13 protein-coding genes are annotated in these 16708 nt (G+C 68.3%); 6 read left to right on the top strand and 7 right to left on the bottom strand.

What is annotated here, in order from left to right; translation table 11 throughout:
- The 7 genes from AC5WJ1_RS17410 to AC5WJ1_RS17380 form a co-directional block, all read right to left on the bottom strand.
- Nucleotides 1-2154, bottom strand: a complete 2154-nt coding sequence (locus AC5WJ1_RS17410) for a phosphocholine-specific phospholipase C (protein WP_135703921.1) — start codon at nucleotides 2152-2154, stop codon at nucleotides 1-3.
- 68 nt (nucleotides 2155-2222) lie between these two features.
- The gene (locus tag AC5WJ1_RS17405; RefSeq protein WP_133093249.1) at nucleotides 2223-2411 is read right to left on the bottom strand and encodes a hypothetical protein; all 189 of its coding nucleotides are present in this window, start codon (nucleotides 2409-2411) and stop codon (nucleotides 2223-2225) included.
- A gap of 68 nt (nucleotides 2412-2479) precedes the next feature.
- Nucleotides 2480-4459, bottom strand: coding sequence for a hypothetical protein (locus AC5WJ1_RS17400; protein ID WP_494476989.1), 1980 nt, complete (start codon nucleotides 4457-4459; stop codon nucleotides 2480-2482).
- 320 nt (nucleotides 4460-4779) lie between these two features.
- Entirely contained in the window at nucleotides 4780-4908 is a 129-nt protein-coding gene (locus AC5WJ1_RS17395; protein ID WP_133093247.1) for a DUF2474 domain-containing protein, read from the bottom strand.
- Nucleotides 4908-5915, bottom strand: a complete 1008-nt coding sequence (cydB, locus tag AC5WJ1_RS17390; RefSeq protein ID WP_133093246.1) for a cytochrome d ubiquinol oxidase subunit II — start codon at nucleotides 5913-5915, stop codon at nucleotides 4908-4910. The genes AC5WJ1_RS17395 and cydB overlap by 1 nt, the downstream gene beginning before the upstream one ends.
- 4 nt (nucleotides 5916-5919) lie before the next feature.
- Complete coding sequence (locus AC5WJ1_RS17385) at nucleotides 5920-7353, bottom strand: cytochrome ubiquinol oxidase subunit I (RefSeq protein WP_135703925.1); 1434 nt, start codon at nucleotides 7351-7353, stop codon at nucleotides 5920-5922.
- A 334-nt stretch (nucleotides 7354-7687) separates the two neighbouring features.
- On the bottom strand, nucleotides 7688-8623 hold the full coding sequence (locus tag AC5WJ1_RS17380; protein ID WP_494476813.1) for a LysR substrate-binding domain-containing protein: 936 nt from the start codon (nucleotides 8621-8623) through the stop codon (nucleotides 7688-7690).
- 144 nt (nucleotides 8624-8767) lie between these two features.
- Here AC5WJ1_RS17380 and AC5WJ1_RS17375 point away from each other — a divergent pair, with 144 nt between their 5' ends.
- The 6 genes from AC5WJ1_RS17375 (at nucleotide 8768) to AC5WJ1_RS17350 (ending at nucleotide 16441) form a co-directional block, all read left to right on the top strand.
- Complete coding sequence (locus AC5WJ1_RS17375) at nucleotides 8768-9784, top strand: tripartite tricarboxylate transporter substrate binding protein (protein ID WP_494476812.1); 1017 nt, start codon at nucleotides 8768-8770, stop codon at nucleotides 9782-9784.
- Nucleotides 9785-9825: 41 nt separating this feature from the next.
- Nucleotides 9826-11349, top strand: coding sequence for a UxaA family hydrolase (locus AC5WJ1_RS17370; protein ID WP_494476811.1), 1524 nt, complete (start codon nucleotides 9826-9828; stop codon nucleotides 11347-11349).
- 37 nt (nucleotides 11350-11386) lie between these two features.
- On the top strand, nucleotides 11387-12862 hold the full coding sequence (locus tag AC5WJ1_RS17365) for an NAD-dependent succinate-semialdehyde dehydrogenase (RefSeq protein ID WP_494476810.1): 1476 nt from the start codon (nucleotides 11387-11389) through the stop codon (nucleotides 12860-12862).
- Between the two features lie 39 nt (nucleotides 12863-12901).
- Complete coding sequence (hpaI, locus tag AC5WJ1_RS17360) at nucleotides 12902-13720, top strand: 4-hydroxy-2-oxoheptanedioate aldolase (RefSeq protein WP_494476809.1); 819 nt, start codon at nucleotides 12902-12904, stop codon at nucleotides 13718-13720.
- Nucleotides 13721-13780: 60 nt separating this feature from the next.
- Nucleotides 13781-15178, top strand: a complete 1398-nt coding sequence (locus AC5WJ1_RS17355; protein WP_494476988.1) for an FAD-binding oxidoreductase — start codon at nucleotides 13781-13783, stop codon at nucleotides 15176-15178.
- Nucleotides 15179-15358: 180 nt separating this feature from the next.
- Nucleotides 15359-16441, top strand: coding sequence for an MBL fold metallo-hydrolase (locus tag AC5WJ1_RS17350; protein WP_494476808.1), 1083 nt, complete (start codon nucleotides 15359-15361; stop codon nucleotides 16439-16441).
- Nucleotides 16442-16708 lie beyond the last annotated feature (267 nt).

The following is a 16708-nucleotide window of genomic DNA, read 5'->3' as shown; positions in this document are numbered from 1 at the left end:
TCAGCCGGTCACCCCCATGGCCGGATCCGACACGCTGTCCTTGCCGGTCTCGATACGCCCGGCAAAGCGCCGCGTGAAGCCGCCTTGCGACGCGGTCACGGTGAAGTCGTACCAGTTGCCCTGCAGTCCCACCGGCCAGTGCTGCTGCAGTTGCTTGCCGGCCGGCACTTCGAAACTCCACGGGCCGTCATTGCGGTAGGCATTGGGCCGCACGGTGAATGTGGTGGCCGCGCTGCCGGTGTTGATCAGGTCCAGGTAGACCGCGGCGTTGGCGATGTCATAGCAGACGCGGATCTCGGGCGCGCTGGCGCCCGCTGCGCCGGCCGCTGCAACGTCGCCGACGAAGGCGCGATGGAAGCCGTTCGGACCCAGCACCCACAGGTCGTACTTGCCGGCATCGCTGGCGAATACATCCCAGCTGCCATGCAGTTCCTTGCCCGGCTCGACCATATAGCGGCGCGGCACGCGGTCCAGGTGCAGGCGGTCATAGACATGGAAAACGGCGGCGGCCGTGCCGGTGTTGGCGAACAGCAGCCGCACCACGCGTTCGCGCGCGTCTTCGCGGGCGCTGACATGCAGCTCGTACGGCAATGCGCGCGACGGACGCGTGCCGCGCTCCTGCGGCGGCATCGGCTGGGTGCCGGCCGGGGGCAGCGGCACCTGCGGCAGCACGCCCTGCGCGGTGCGGATGGCATCGGCGCTGGCCTTGTCGCGGTTGGGCAGCGAGGGCAGCGGATTGTCGTTGGGACTGACGAAGTTGAAGGCCGAGACCAGGTCCCCGGCCACCGCGCGACGGAAGCTGCTGATATTGCTCTCCACGACGCCAAAGCGGGCCTCCAGGAAGCGCAGCACCGACGTGTGGTCGAACACCTGCGAGTTTACCCAGCCGCCGCGGCTCCAGGGCGACACCACATACATCGGCACGCGCGGGCCGGGGCCGTACGGGTGCTTGTCGACGTGGTATTCGGCCGCCAGTTCGCCGGCGGGCAGCGTGGTCGCGCCGGCCAGCGTGTCGCCGTCGTAGGCGGGGGCGCACGGCGGCGGCACGTGGTCGAAGTAGCCGTCGTTCTCGTCGAAGTTGATCAGCAGTACGGTCTTGCTCCACACCGCGGGATTGGCGGTGAGCGCGTTGAGCACCTCCTGCGTGTACCACGCGCCCTGCACCGGGCTGGACGGCCCGGGGTGCTCGGAATAGGTGGCCGGGGCCACGATCCACGACACCTGCGGCAGCGTGCCGGCGGCAACGTCGTCGCGCAGTGCCTGCAGGAAGCCGCCGTCCGGCATGGTATTGGCCACGCCCTTGAGCAGCGGGCTGATGGCGTCGTCGGCACTGGTGTACGGCGGGTAGGGGCTGCCGTTGGCCAGGTTGCCGCGTGCGGCGTTGGCGTCGCGGTATTGCTTGAAGCCCGCGAGCGGGTTGTCGGTAAAGTTGTCCGGCATGTTCTGGTAGACCTTCCAGCTGACGCCGGCTGCGTTCAGCCGCTCAGGGTAGGTGGTCCAGGTGTAGGGCGTGTTCGAGCCGGTGAAGGAGTCGCCGCTGTTGTCGATGACCGGGCCGCCGTGCGTGCCGGCCGGATCGTTGGTGCCGGTCCAGTGGAACAGCCGGTTCGTGTTGGTGCCGCCGTGGAAGCTGCAGTGGTAGGCATCGCACAGCGTAAAGGCATTGGCCAGCGCCATCTGGAAGTCCAGTTCGGCCTCGGTGTAGTAGCCCATCGACTGGGTCTGCTTGTAGGTGGGCCACTTGTTCATGCGGCCCAGGTCCCAGGCGGCCTGCGCATCGGGATAGGAGTGCGGCGTGCCGCTGACGCGCTGCGCATTGCCGGCACTGCTGTCGAGGTGGTAGGGCAGCACGGTGCGCGTGGTGCCGCCGTTGGTATAGGTCTGCTGCCAGACGTTGAGGCCGCCCGCCAGCGGGATCGGGAAGCGGTCGCCGAAGCCGCGTACGCCGCGCAGCGTGCCGAAGTAATTGTCGAAGGAGCGGTTCTCCTGCATCAGGATGACCACGTGCTCGACGTCGCGGATGGTGCCAGTGGCGTTGTTGGCGGGGATTGCCAGCGCGCGGCGGATGGCTGGCGGGAACGCTGCCAGCGCGGCGGTTGCTGCGGCGCTGCCGCCGGCGAGCTTGAGGAAGTTGCGTCTGCTATGCGAATTCATTGGTTCTGGGCCGGATGGGTTCAGGATAGGCGAGGCGGTAGGCGAGGCGGGCGGCTGCCGGCGTCGGCTCAGGGCGCGCAGCGTAGTTGCGGCGTGACCGCGGGCGGCTGGCCGGGTTCGTTGCCGCCGGCGCCCGGGGTGCCGCCGGGCGTGCCACCCGGCGTGCCGGTGGCCGGGCTGTCGCCGGAATCGCCGCCGCAGGCGGCAAGCGCCAGGCACAGCAGCAGCGCGGCCAGCGTGGAAGATCGGAGAGTCATGGTGTCGTGCTCCTGCAGGGATGGGGCGCGCGGCGCCCCGGAGAGTGGTCGGACGCGGGGTCCGCGGTTCAGGGGTTCAGCGTGGACAGCGGCTGGCGCGCGCCGGTGATGGTCTTCAGCTCGTCGAGCGTCAGCACCCGCGTCCACATCGCCAGGTCATTGAAGCCCATCACGCCCTTGAGCGCGCCGGGGTTGTTGCCCACGTAGTTGTGCGTGGCGTCGTCGTTGACGCCCCAGCCGGTGCCGAGCCCGGCCAGCTTGGTGACATCGGTGTTGGCGATGGCCTTGTTCTCGGTCTTCTGCAGGCCCAGCACCGGGTCGATGACATAGGCACTGAAGCGCCTGGCCGTGGCATCGACCGACAGCGCCAGGTAGGCCCACTGGCTGGCCGATACCTTCATGCCGTTGATATCGTCGCGCTTGCCGCCGCTGCCGAGGTTGAAGCGGAGTTCGCAGCTGCCGAACAGGCCGATGGCGATGCCCGGGTTGCTGCCCGAAAAGTAATTCTTGTTGGCCAGTACCGGCGCACCGGTGCCGTTGCCCTGGGTGCAGTCGGTGCGGAACCAGAAGCCGATGGTGAATTGCGGGCTCAGCGCGATGTCGGCGCCGTTGTGCACCAGCTTGTAGGCGTCGATATTGGAATCGACCCGCAGCGACTTGCCGGTGAAGTTGTCGTCGGCCAGCGAGCCGCCGTCGGTGCCGGCAACCCACGGGCCAAGCGTGGCGCCGCCCTTGCTGTCGGCAAACGGCTTGCTGTCCATGCTGAAGTACGTGGCCAGGCCATCGCGCAGCGTGGGCGCCAGCGTGACGGGCTTGACGTAGTGGATCTGCGCCAGGTACGACACCGGCACGTCGTTGCGTACCAGCGTGTAGTTGAAGCGGTACAGGCCGGTGGGCATGTCGAAGGCGCTGTCGGTAAACTCGCGCGCCCCGGGCGCCAGCGAAGCGATCACCACGCCGTCGCGCAGCACGCGCGTGGTGCCGAAGGATTCGGTGGGGTTCTGCCAGCTCAGCGTGATGGCGTCGCTGTAGCGGCCGACGCTGGCGCCGATCGCCCGCACGCCGGCAAAGGCCGCCTGCAGCGGTGCGCCGTCGAGCCGGCTGGCGGCGGGGTCGGCGGCCACGCCGGCGTGCGCGAGCATCGTCGGCACGAGATCGGCCTCGGTCGGCAGCGCCGACAGCTCTGCCGCGGTGATGGGCGCAGCGGCGCCGGGCCGGGCCAGCGCGGCGTTCAGCGTCTTGTTGGTGGCGAAGAATGCGGTGCGGTTTTCCACGGTCGGCGCCGTGGTGGTGGCGCCGGTGGCATCGAGGCCGTGACTGGTGGTGGCCAGCACCAGCCAGTCTTCGCCCGGCTGCGCCTGGCGGCGCGCGGCGACGGCGGCCAGCAGCTCGCCCAGTGCCTTGTCGGTGTCGGCGAGGGCGCGCGCATAGGCGCCGCCGCCGAACCCGCCGCCGAATCCCCCGATTTCCGCCGCGGCAGCCGGGGCGCTGTACTGGGCAAACACCACGCCATAACCGGATTGCAGCTGGCGCAGCGCGTTCTGCGTGACGCAGCTGTCCACGCCGGCACAGTCGACCAGCGTATCGAGCGCCCCGGTTTCCTGTTCGGCCTTGAGCAGGGCCGGCAACACCGGCGAGCTGATGGTGGCGCCTTGCTGAAGCCCCGGCTTGCCGGCATCGCGAAGGTGGCGGAAGACGGTGGGCGCCTGCAGCGGCGTGCCGCCGGTGTCGTCGTTGACGCCGTGGCGGTTGACCCAGGTGCCGGTCAGCACCGTGGCCCAGCTGGGCGCGTCCAGCGTCGGTTGCGCGGTGACGGTGCCCGGCACGCCGCCGGTGGCGGCCGGCACCACGTTCAGCTGCGACAGGTTGGGCAGCTCGCGCCGCAGGATCGCGCCCTGGACCTGCGCATAGGTGGCGCCGTCGATGCCTACCAGCAGCACGCGCGGACCGCCCTGGCCGGCGGGCGCCGGCGCCGTCGTCACGTCGGCCGGCGCGGGCCCGCTCGCCGCGGTGTCATCGCCGCCGCAAGCCGAGAGCGTCGCGGCCATTGCCGCCGCGCCCAGCGCCGCGCGGGACCGCGCGCGCCCGTTGTCGTGTGCGCTGCGCGCTGCATGCTTTCCTGACATCTGTCATTCCCCTGTCTGTCTGCTGTTCTGCGCCGGCGGCCGGTGCCGCGTGGCGGATTGCGCTTCCCGCAATGCGCTCGCAGAGTAAAAACAGGGGTTGTCACCGCGGTGACAGAGGGCGAAAGAATGCTGATGCGGTTATTCAGATTCTTTCGGGCATTGCAGACAAGGCAGGCGTGACAATGCCGCGCGGGGGCACAGGAAATTCGCGCGGCATCGGGGGCCGGGGAAAAGAAGGGCCGTCAGCTACGGAAGCCGACGCCTTGCATGATGATGCGCAGCACCCAGGCGGCCACCCCCAGCGCCGCCACGCTCGCCAGCCAGATCAGCGCCAGCCAGCCCAGCCGGCGCAGCCACAACGGCGCGGCCATCAGTGATAGCCCTCGCCGTGGCGGACCTTGCCGCGGAACACGTAGTACGCCCACACCGTGTACATCAGGATGAAGGGGATGATGAACAGTGCCCCGACCAGCGCAAAGCCCTGGCTCTGCGGCGGCCCGGCAGCGTCCCAGATCGAGATCCCGGGCGGGATGATATTGGGCCAGACGCTGATCGCCAGGCCGCTGTAGCCCAGGAACACCAGCCCCAGCGCGTACAGGAACGGCGCCATGTTCGGCTCGCGGCGCAGCGCGCGCATCAGCATCAGCATGCACAGCGCCACCAGGATCGGCACCGGCGAGAACCAGAACAGGTTCGGCAGGCTGAACCAGCGCTCGGCGATTTCCGGGTGCGTCAGCGGCGTCCACAGGCTGATCACCGCGATCACCGCCAGCAGCAGCCACGCCAGCGCGCCGGCCAGCCTGATCATGCGCTGCTGCAGGTCGCCCTCGGTCTTCATGATCAGCCAGGTGCTGCCCAGCACGGTGTACGCCACCACCAGCCCGACGCCGCAGAACAGCGGGAAGGGCGCCAGCCAGTCCAGCGGGCCGCCGGCAAAGCGATGGCCTTCCATCCTGATGCCGTCGATATAGGCGCCCAGCGCCACGCCCTGGAAGAAGCTGGCGGTGGCGGATCCCAGGATAAAGGACGCGTCCCACACCGGCCGTTCGCGGTCGTTGGCCTTGAAGCGGAACTCGAACGCCACGCCGCGGAAGATCAGGCCCAGCAGCATCAGCATCAGCGGCAGGTAGAGCGCGCTCAGCACGACCGAGTACGCCAGCGGGAACGCCGCCAGCAGCCCGGCACCGCCCAGCACCAGCCAGGTTTCATTGCCGTCCCAGACCGGCGCCACCGTGTTCATCATCACGTCGCGGTCATGGCGGTCGGGAACGAACGGAAAGAGCATGCCGATGCCCAGGTCAAAGCCGTCCATCACCACATACATCATCACGCCGAAGAAGATGATGACGATCCAGAGAAGGGAGAGATCGATGCCCATGGTGTCAGCTCCGGGTGCGCACGGCGGGGTTGGGGGCAAGGACTTCGTCGTCGTCCACGGCGGAGAGCGGGCGGGCCGGCGTATGCTCGCGTCCCGGACCGCCTTCCGGCCTTGGCGCTTCCATCACCGGCCCCTTGCGCACCAGCCGCATCATGTAGGCGATGCCGACGCCGAACACGAAGAAGTACGCGATCACGAAGATCCCCAGCGTCAGCGCCAGTTCGGGCACGCCGTGCGGCGAGACCGCGTCGGCGGTGCGCTGCAGCCCGTAGACCACCCACGGCTGGCGGCCCACCTCGGTGGTGTACCAGCCGGCCAGGATCGCAATCACGCCGGCCGGCCCCATCCATAGCGCCATATGCAGGAAGGCGCGGGCGCGGTACAGCCGTTCGCCCCGGCGCAGCAGCAGGCTCCAGGCGCCCAGCGCGATCATCAGCAGCCCCAGGCCCACCATCACGCGGAAAGACCAGAACAGGATGGTCGAATTGGGCCGGTCCTCAGGGGCAAATTCCTTCAGTCCCTGGATCTGCCCATCCCAGGTGTGCGTGAGGATCAGGCTGCCCAGGCGCGGCACTTCGACCGCGAAGCGTGTTTCCTCGCGCTGCATGTCGGGCCATCCGAACAGCAGCAGCGGCAGCCCTTCGTTGCCGTGGTTTTCCCAGTGGCCTTCAAGCGCGGCGATCTTGGCGGGCTGGTGCTTGAGCGTGTTCAGGCCATGCAGGTCGCCGATCACGGCCTGGATCGGCGCGACGATCAGCAGCATCCACATCGCCATCGACAGCATCTTGCGGATGGCCTGGTTGTCGCGGCCGCGCAGCAGGTGCCACGCCGCCGACGCGCCGACGAACAGCGCCGTGGCCAGGAACGCCGCCACGCTCATATGCAGCAGGCGATAGGGGAAGGACGGGTTGAAGATGACCGCGAACCAGTCGGTGGGGACCACGCGGCCGTTGATGATCTCGAAGCCGGCCGGCGTCTGCATCCAGCTGTTCGACGCCAGGATCCACGTGGCGGAAATCAGCGTGCCCAGCGCCACCATCACGGTGGCAAAGAAATGCAGCCCGGGCCCGACGCGGTTCCAGCCGAACAGCATCACGCCGAGGAAGCCGGCCTCCAGGAAGAAGGCGGTCAGCACTTCATAGGTCAGCAACGGCCCGGTGATGCTGCCGGCGAACTCGGAGAAGAAACTCCAGTTGGTGCCGAACTGGTAGGCCATCACCAGCCCGGAGACGACCCCCATGCCGAAGTTGACGGCAAAGATCTTGGACCAGAAGTGGTAGAGGTCGCGGTAATGCGGGCGCTTGGTGCGCAGCCAGCAGCCTTCCAGCACCGCCAGGTAGGCGGCCAGGCCGATGGTGATCGCGGGAAAGATGATGTGGAAAGAAACGGTAAAGGCAAACTGGATGCGGGCGAGGTCAAGCGCGGTCAAACCAAACATAGTTGTTCTCCGTGGCGCTGGCCTGGCGCACGCCTGCGGACGGCGCGGCGCTGCGGGGGGCAGGCCGGCCAGTCGGCGGGGGCGCGCCGGGGGCGCGGGCCGTAGGCGCGTGCGGTAAGCGTAGTGTACGCCGCGTGCAGCGCGATGGGCAGCATGCCGGGCGAGTGACATTTCGCCGCAGTGGGCGGCGCGGGCACAACCTGGGCCGACTGCCGGAGATCATCCTACCGATCGGTCCTCAGGAATAACAGCATCACCTCCACGAAAAAATACCGTATCAGTTTTGCGCGGTGCAGCAGGTGCCACTGCGGGTGCCGGCGCTGCTGGCGCGGGGCTAGGCCACTTCCGCGGCGGCCTGGCGCAGGCAGGCGAGCATCTGTTCCGCGCTGAGCGACGGCGCGCGTTCGCGCAGCGTGATGATGCCGACCGGCGGCAGTTCCACCGGCACATCGATCGACAGCACCTGCAGCCTGCCTTCAGCCTGCATGGCCCGCGCCACCGATTGCGCCATGAACCCGGCCGCGCCGCGCTGGCCGACGAAGGTCGCCAGCGCCAGGTAGGACGACGTCTCGATCACGTCCTGCGGCGGATGCAGCCCGTAGCGGTAGAACGCCTGCTCGATCTTCACCCGCAGCGATGCCCACGGCGGCGGCAGCACGCACGGCATCGCGGCCAGGTCGGCCCAGCCCGGCCGCGTCTTGCGCGCGAGCTTGTGGCCGCGCTTGACTACCACCACCATCGGCTCGTCATACAAGGCCTCTGTCACAAGATCGGGCGCGGCGTAGCCTGGCTCCAGCCGGCCGACGATCAGGTCCAGTTCGCGCAGCCGCAGCTTGGGCAGCAGGTGCGTCAGGTCGCCTTCCTCCACCAGCACGGTGGCACGCGCATGGCGGTCCTTGAGCAGCCCCACCGCGCGCGCCACCAGAACAGGCAAGCCGGCGCCCATCGAGCCCACCTGCACGCGTCCCGACGCGCCGCTCTGCACCGCCGCGATTTCATCGCGGGTCTGCTCGTACTGCGCCAGCACCGAGCGCGCGAAGCGCACCAGCGACTCGCCGGCGGGCGTGGGCTCGGTGCCGCGCGTCGAGCGCGTGAACAGCGTCAGCCCCAGCATCTTCTCGACTTCGGTCAGCACCCGCGACACCGCGGGCTGGCTCACCGACAGGAATTCCGCGGTGCGCCCGAGATGGCGGAATTCATCCAGCGCCACCAGCAATTGCAGATGGCGCAGCTTGATATTGGAGCGCAGCGCGCGATCGATCTTGACCATGGCCCGCAGTCTACCTAACGAAAACGTTATGAAGCAATGCTGGTTTTTGATTGGATTGTTATGTACGGCGGCGAGAGAATGCCTGGCATGACGACGCCGGGCCCGCACCGGTCGCCCATAATCAAAACATGGAGACACCCGCAAATGACCCAAGGACTCCCCATCGACCTGAAGCGCCGCAACCTGCTCATCGGCGCCGCCGCCGGCGTTGCTGCCGGTGCTGCCGGCGTGCTGCTGCCGGGCTCGCGCGCGCTGGCCTCCGCGTATCCAGAGCGTCCGATCACCTTTATCTGCCCGTGGCCGGTCGGCGGCACGGCAGACCAGTCGATGCGCGCGCTGTGCCAGGTGGCCGGCGGCATCCTCAAGCAATCGATCGTGGTGGAAAACCGCGCTGGCGCTTCCGGCATGATCGGCACCAAGGCGCTGGCGCGCGCCACGCCGGACGGCTACACCATCGGCCAGATCCCCATCTCGGTCACGCGCTTTGCCCAGCTCGGCATGCTGCAGCTGGACCCGCGCACCGAGCTGACCTACCTGGCGCGCACCTCGGGCCAGACCTTCGGCATCGCCGTGCCGACCGGCTCGCCCTACAAGACGCTGCAGGACGTGGTCGCGGCAGCCAAGGCGAGCCCCGGCAAGATCACCTATGCGCACGCCGGCATCGGCGGCGCGACCCATGTCGGCATGGAGCAGTTTGCGCTGGCCGCGGGCGTGCAGTTCAACGCGATCGCCTACAAGGGCGGTGCCGCCGCGCTGCAGGACGTGCTGGCGGGCCAGGTGGAACTGCTGGCGGATTCCAGCTCGTGGGCGCCGCATGTGGAAGCCGGCAAGCTGCGCCTGCTGGCGACCTGGGGCGGGCAGCGCGCATCGCGCTTCAAGGACACGCCCACGCTGAAGGAGCTCGGCTACAACGTCGTAGTGGAAGCGCCCAACGGCATCGGCGCGCCCAAGGGCCTGCCGCCCGCCATCGAGAAGACGCTGCGCGATGCCTTCCGCGCCGCGGTGGCGAGCAATGAGTTCAAGCAGGTCGCGGCACGGCTGGATGCGCCGCTGATGTACCTGGACGGTCCCGACTACAAGAAGTACGTGGCCAGCATCTATGCGCAGGAAACCGAGCTGATCAAGCGCCTGAAGCTCAAGGAACTGCTGCAGCAAAGCTGAGCGCAGTTGCACCACCAGCCGTCCACCACAGCGAATCCCAAGTGAAGCCCAATCCCGTCATCCGCCTGCACGCCAACGACAACGTGCTGGTCGCCCGGCATGAACTGTCGCTGGGCCAGCAGCTTGCCGAACCCGCGGTGCGTGTGCGCGCGCAGGTGCCGGCCGGCCACAAGATCGCGGCCTGTGCCATTGCCGCCGGCACGCCGGTGCGCAAGTTCGATACCGTGATCGGCGTGGCCGCGCGCGATATCGTGCCCGGCGAGCATGTGCATTCGCACAACCTGACGCTGGTCGATTTCTATCGCGATCCCGCGTTCTGCCAGGACGTGCGGCCGGTCGACTACGTGCCCGAGGCGCAGCGCGCCACGTTCAACGGCTTCGTGCGCGCCGATGGCCGCGTGGGCACGCGCAATTTCATCGGTATCCTGTCTTCGGTGAATTGCTCGTCGACGGTGATCCGTCAGATTGCCGCGCATTTCACGCCGGAACGGCTGGCGGCCTATCCCAATGTCGATGGCGTGGTCGCGTTTGCGCAGACCAGCGGCTGCGGCATGTCGTCGCCGAGCGAGCATTTCGATGTGCTGCGGCGCACGCTGGCGGGCTATGCGCGCCATCCCAACCTGGCTGGCGTGCTGATCGTCGGGCTGGGCTGCGAGCGCAACCAGGTCGCATCGCTGGTGGAATCGCAGGGCCTGGAACCCGGACCCGCTGTGCATACGCTGGTGATGCAGGACACCGGCGGTACGCGCGCCACCATCGCGGCGGGCATCCGCGCGGTCGAGGCGATGCTGCCCGCGGCCAATGCCGCGGTGCGCCAGCCGGTGCCGGCCAGCCATCTCAAGATCGGGCTGGAGTGCGGCGGCTCGGACGGCTTCTCGGGCATCAGCGCCAACCCGGCGCTGGGCGCGGCCATGGACCTCCTGGTGCGCCACGGCGGCACCGCCATCCTGTCGGAAACGCCGGAGATCCACGGCGTCGAATTCATGCTGACGCGCCGCGCCGTCACGCCGGAAGTCGGGCAGAAGCTGCTCGACCGGCTGGCCTGGTGGGAGCGCTACACCGCCGGCCAGAACGCGCAGTTCAACGGCGTGGTCGGCCACGGCAACCAGCAGGGCGGGCTCGCCAATATCTTCGAGAAATCGCTGGGCTCGGCGATGAAGGGCGGCACCACGCCGCTGCAGGCAGTGTACGAGTATGCCGAGCCGATCGACCGGGCCGGCTTTGTCTTCATGGACTCGCCTGGCTACGACCCGGTCGCCGTGACCGGGCAGATTGCCAGCGGTGCCAACCTGATCTGCTTCACCACCGGCCGCGGCTCGATGTTCGGCTCCAAGCCCGCCCCGACGATCAAGCTCGCCTCCAACTCCGCCATGTACCAGCGGCTGGAAGAGGACATGGACATCAACTGCGGGCTCGTGCTCGACGGCGGACTGACCGTGCCCGAGATGGGCGAGCGCATCTTCCGGCATATCCTGCGCGCCGCTTCCGGCGAGCCGACCAAGAGCGAGCTTCTGGGTTTGGGCGACAACGAGTTCGTACCCTGGCACCTCGGCATCGTCAGCTGATTGCCGGCTGTCCCACCATTTTTTGAATCGATTCCCGATGGCCCTGAACCTTGCCGAGCCCGCGCTGCTGCGCACCCAGAACCTGATTGACGACCAATGGCGCGATGCCGGCCTGGGCGCTCGCCTGTCCGTGTCCGATCCCGCCACCGGCGAGGCCTTTGCCAGCGTGCCGGATAGCGATGCCGGCGATGCGCGCCTGGCGGTGGACGCAGCCGCCGCCGCATTTCCGGCATGGAGCCGGCGCACCGCGCGCGAGCGTGCGCAGCTGATCAAGCGCTGGCACGCACTGATCCTGCAGCACCAGGAAGACCTGGCGCGCATCATCTCCACCGAGCAAGGCAAGCCGCTCAAGGAAGCACGCGGCGAGGTGCAGTACGGCGCATCCTACGTCGAATGGTTCGCCGAGGAAGCGACCCGCATCTGCGGCGACATCGTCGCGGAAGCGGTGCCGGGCCGCAAACTGCTGGTCCTCAAGGAGCCGGTAGGCGTGGTCGCCGCGATCACGCCGTGGAATTTCCCGCTGGCGATGATCGCCCGCAAGATCGCTCCCGCGCTCGCCGCCGGCTGCACCGTGGTGGCCAAGCCCGCCGAAGACACGCCGCTGACGGCGCTGGCGCTGGCATGGCTGGCACAGCAGGCCGGCATTCCGGCAGGCGTGCTCAACATGGTCAGCGCCTCGCGCGAGCATACGCCCGCCGTGGTCGATGCCTGGCTGGCCGACAGCCGCGTGCGCAAGGTCACCTTCACCGGCTCCACGCCGGTGGGCAAGCACCTGGCGCGCGAATCCGCCGCCACGCTGAAGAAGCTGTCGCTGGAACTGGGCGGCAACGCTCCGTTCATCGTGTTCGAGGATGCCGACCTGGACGCCGCGGTCGACGGCCTGATGGCGTCCAAGTTCCGCAACGGCGGCCAGACCTGCGTCTGCCCGAACCGCATCTATGTCCATGAGGCGGTCCACGATGACTTTGTCGAGCGGCTGGCGCAACGCGTCGGCGCGCTCCATGTCGGCCCCGCGACGGAAGACGCCGCGCAGATCGGCCCGATGATCAATGCGCGCGCCGTCGACAAGATCGCCCGCCACGTCGACGACGCCGTCGCCCGCGGCGCGCGCGTGGTCACCGGCGGCAAGCGCGTGCGCACGGAAGACGGTCCGCACTACTACGCGCCGACCGTGCTGGTCGACGCCACGCCGGCAATGGAACTGTCGTGCGAAGAGACCTTCGGCCCGGTCGCGCCGATCCTCCGTTTCCGCGACGAAGCCGAAGTGATCCGCGACGCCAACGACACGCCGTTCGGGCTGGCCGCATACTTCTATTCCAACGATGTGCGACGCATCTGGCGCGTCGCACAGGCGCTGGAAACCGGCATGGTCGGCATCAACGAAGGCGCGATCGCGGCCGAGGCGGCGCCGTTCGGCGGCGTCAAGGAATCCGGCTACGGCCGCGAAGGCTCGCGCCACGGCCTGGACGATTACATGCATACCAAGTACCTTTGCCAGGGCCAGCTCGGCTGAAGCGCCGGGCAAACGCCAGATCGAACAGGAACAATCCCCATGCCCGCAGACAATCCCTTCAAGACCGCGCTGGCCGCGCGCCAGCCGCAGATCGGCCTGTGGCTGTCGATGGCCACGCCGTACCTGGCCGAAGTCTCGGCCACCGCCGGCTTCGACTGGCTGCTGATTGACGGCGAGCACGCGCCCAACGACCTGCAGACCACTTTGCAGGCGTTGCAAGCGGTAGGCGCCTATCCGTCGCAGCCGGTGGTGCGCGCCGTGTCCGGCGACGTGGCCCTGATCAAGCAACTGCTCGATATCGGCGCCAAGACGCTGCTGGTGCCGATGGTCGACACCGCCGAGCAGGCGCGCGCGTTGGTCAGCTCCACGCGCTACCCGCCGCAAGGTATCCGTGGCGTCGGCAGCGCGGTGGCGCGGGCTTCGCGCTGGAGTTCGCGCACCGATTACCTCGACGTGGCCGATGACGAGGTCTGCCTGCTGGTGCAGGCCGAGACCGTCACCGCGCTGCAGAACCTGGAAGCCATCTGCGCGGTGGAAGGCGTCGACGGCGTTTTCATCGGCCCCGCAGACCTGGCCGCATCGATGGGCCATCGCGGCCGACCCGGCCATCCCGAAGTGCAGGCCGCGATCGAAGGCGCGATGCGCACCATCATCGCCAGCGGCAAGGCCGCCGGCACGCTGACCTCCGATCCCGCGCTGGCGCGCCGCTACCTCGAACTGGGCTGCACCTTCGTGGCCACCGGCGTCGACGTGCTGGTCTATGCCAACGCCGCGCGCAAGCTGGCGGCATCGTTCCGCGAGCAACCGGCCGACGCTGCCGCCGTTTCCGCAGACATCAAGCCCTCCGCCGCGTACTGACCCGCTCCAGGACAACACATGCATGCCGTTCCCCAGAACCACGAATCCACGCTGCGCGCGATGGAAGCCATCGTCGGCGCCAACGCCTGCCGCACCGGCGAGGCCGACACCCAGGCCTATGTCACCGACTACCGCGGCATCTACCGCGGCCAGGCGCAGGTGGTGGTGCTGCCGTCCTCGACCGAGCAGGTCAGCCAGGTGCTGCAGTGGTGCCATGCCAACCGCGTGCCGGTGGTGCCGCAGGGCGGCAATACCTCGCTGATGGGCGGCGCCGTGCCCGACGACAGCGGCACCGCGGTGGTCGTCAACCTGAGCCGCATGAACCGCGTGCTGGAGGTCGACACCATCAACGACACCATGACCGTGCAGGCCGGCGTCACGCTGAGCGCCACACGCAGCGCGGCCGAAGCGCAAGGGCGCCTGTTCCCGCTGCGCATCGGCTCCGAAGGCTCGTGCCAGATCGGCGGCAACCTGTCGACCAATGCCGGCGGCACCGCGGTGCTGCGCTACGGCAACATGCGCGACCTCGTGCTCGGCATCGAGGCCGTGCTGCCCGACGGGCGCATCTTCTCGTCGCTGCGCGGCCTGCGCAAGGACAACACCGGCTACGACCTCAAGCAACTGTTTATCGGCGCCGAAGGGACGCTCGGCATCATCACCGGCGCGGTGCTCAAGCTAATGCCGCAGCCGCGCAGCACTGCCGTGGCCCTGGTCGCGGTCAAGAACCCGGCCGCCGCGGTGGCGCTGCTCGGCGAAGCCAAGCGCCTCTCCGGCCAGGCCGTCAGCGCCTTCGAACTGATCTCGCGGCCCGCGCTGGAGCTGGTGCTGGAATACCTCGGCAACGTCGCCGCGCCGCTGCAGGACCGTCATGACTGGATGGTGCTGGTCGAACTGACTTCCGGCACCGACGCCGAAAGCCTCAACGCCACGCTGATGGAAATCCTGGAGTCCGGCTTCAGCCAGGGGCTGGTGCTCGACGCCGCCGTCGCCTCCAGCCTGTCCGACGTCCAGACCTTCTGGCGCATCCGCGAAGAGATCTCCGACGCGCAGACGCGCACTGGCGGCAGCATCAAGTGCGACGTCTCGGTGCCGCTGTCGCGCATCGCGGCGTTTGTGGAAGAGGCTTCGGCCAGGGTGCTGGAGCTGGTGCCGGATGCGCGCATGGTGATCTACGGGCATATGGGCGACGGCAATGTCCACTTCAACCCGCTGCGGCCCAAGGACCAGGAGGCGAAGGATTTCCTGGCGCAGTGGTATGAGCCGGTGTCGACGCTGGTGGATGGGCTGGCACATGCGGGTAATGGTTCGGTGTCGGCCGAACACGGCATCGGCGTGGCCAAGCGGGACGACCTGGTGCGGTACAAGTCGCAGGTCGAGCTGGAACTGATGTGGCAGGTGAAGCGGGCGCTGGATCCGATGAATCTGCTGAATCCGGGGAAGGTGCTGCCGGCGCCCTGAGCCGTCACTCCTGGCAGGTTCTGGCGATTACCGGCCCGTTCGACCGCAACGGGCCGGGCAGGGCGCACAACCGCCGTGGCAAGAATCTGCCGTCTCGGCTAAGGTGAGGGGTATCCAGAACGCCGGAACAGGCGCATGCCGGGCCACCGGCACACGCCCGGCCCCCCCGCCGAGACCAATATGAGCGCCCCTGCCACCGATACCGCCGCCGCCACCAATCCCCTCAAGAAACCCGAACTGGACTATCCCTGCGGCGACGCTCCCGAGCCCGGCCGCGCCAGCGAGATCGTCCCCGGCGTGCTCTGGATGCGCATGCCGATGCCGCTCGGCCTGAACCATATCAACCTGTGGGCCATCCGCGATGGTGCCGGCTGGGCCGCGGTCGACTCCGGCCTGCAGACGCCCGAAACGGCGCAGGCGTGGCGCACGCTGTTTGGCGACGGCGGCGCGCTGGCCGATGGCCTGACGCGGCTCTTCGTCACCCACATGCATCCCGACCATATCGGCATGGCCGGCTGGCTCAGGCGCAAATTTGGCTGCCAGCTGTGGATGACCCGGATGGAATACCTGATGTGCCGCGTGCTGGCCGCCGATACCGGCCGCGCCGCACCCGACGACGCCATCGAGTTCTACCGCCGCGCCGGCTGGGACGACGACGCCATCGAGGTCTACCGGACCCGCTTCGGCGGCTTCGGCAAATTCGTCCACGCCTTGCCGGAGAGCTTCCGGCGCCTGGAAGACGGCGCCACCATCCGCATCGGCGACCACGACTGGACGGTCGTCGTCGGCACCGGCCATTCCCCCGAGCATGCCTGCCTCTATTGCCCGTCACTGAAGCTGCTCGTCTCCGGTGACCAGGTCCTGCCGCGGATCTCGTCCAATGTGTCGGTGTTTCCGACCGAGCCCGACGCCGATCCAATGGAAGACTGGCTGTCGTCGCTGGACAAGGTCAAGGCGGCCGTGCCGGACGATGTGCTGGTGCTGCCGGCCCACAATGAGCCATTCCGCGGGCTGCACGCCCGTATCGACTACCTGCGAGCGAGCCAGCTGCAGGCGCTCGACCGGCTGCGCGGGACGCTGGCGGAGCCGAAGCGGGCGGTGGATGTGTTCGGCGAACTGTTTTCCCGGCCGATTACGGGGGCGGGCGGGTTGCTGGGGATGGCGACGGGGGAGAGCATCGCGCATCTGAACTACCTGCTGCATCGGAGGGAAGCGGTGCGTGAGCTGGGCGCGGACGGGTGCTATTGGTATCGGTTGGGGTAGTCGGCGGCGGTGTGCGTGGGTTCTCGTGCCCCGATGGTGTTGCTGACGTCCAACGACTCTCGACCCCACAGGTTGGCTGAGCGCAATCGTCTATTGGATGGCGGCAGGTGTCTGCCGCCATTCTTTTTGTAGATCGATTGGCTTAAAAACCGGGCTCCGGTGCTTGGCGGGCGGGATAGACAACCCCACTTGGTGCGGGTAACGCACGCATTCGGCGCAGGGGGTGGCGAGATCCGGGGTTGACTTTAGATCGTACGATATATATCT

Source organism: Cupriavidus sp. MEYA8 (assembly GCF_059278825.1).
Note: the sequence above shows the minus strand (reverse complement) of the source record. Positions and strands in the feature narration are given on the sequence as shown.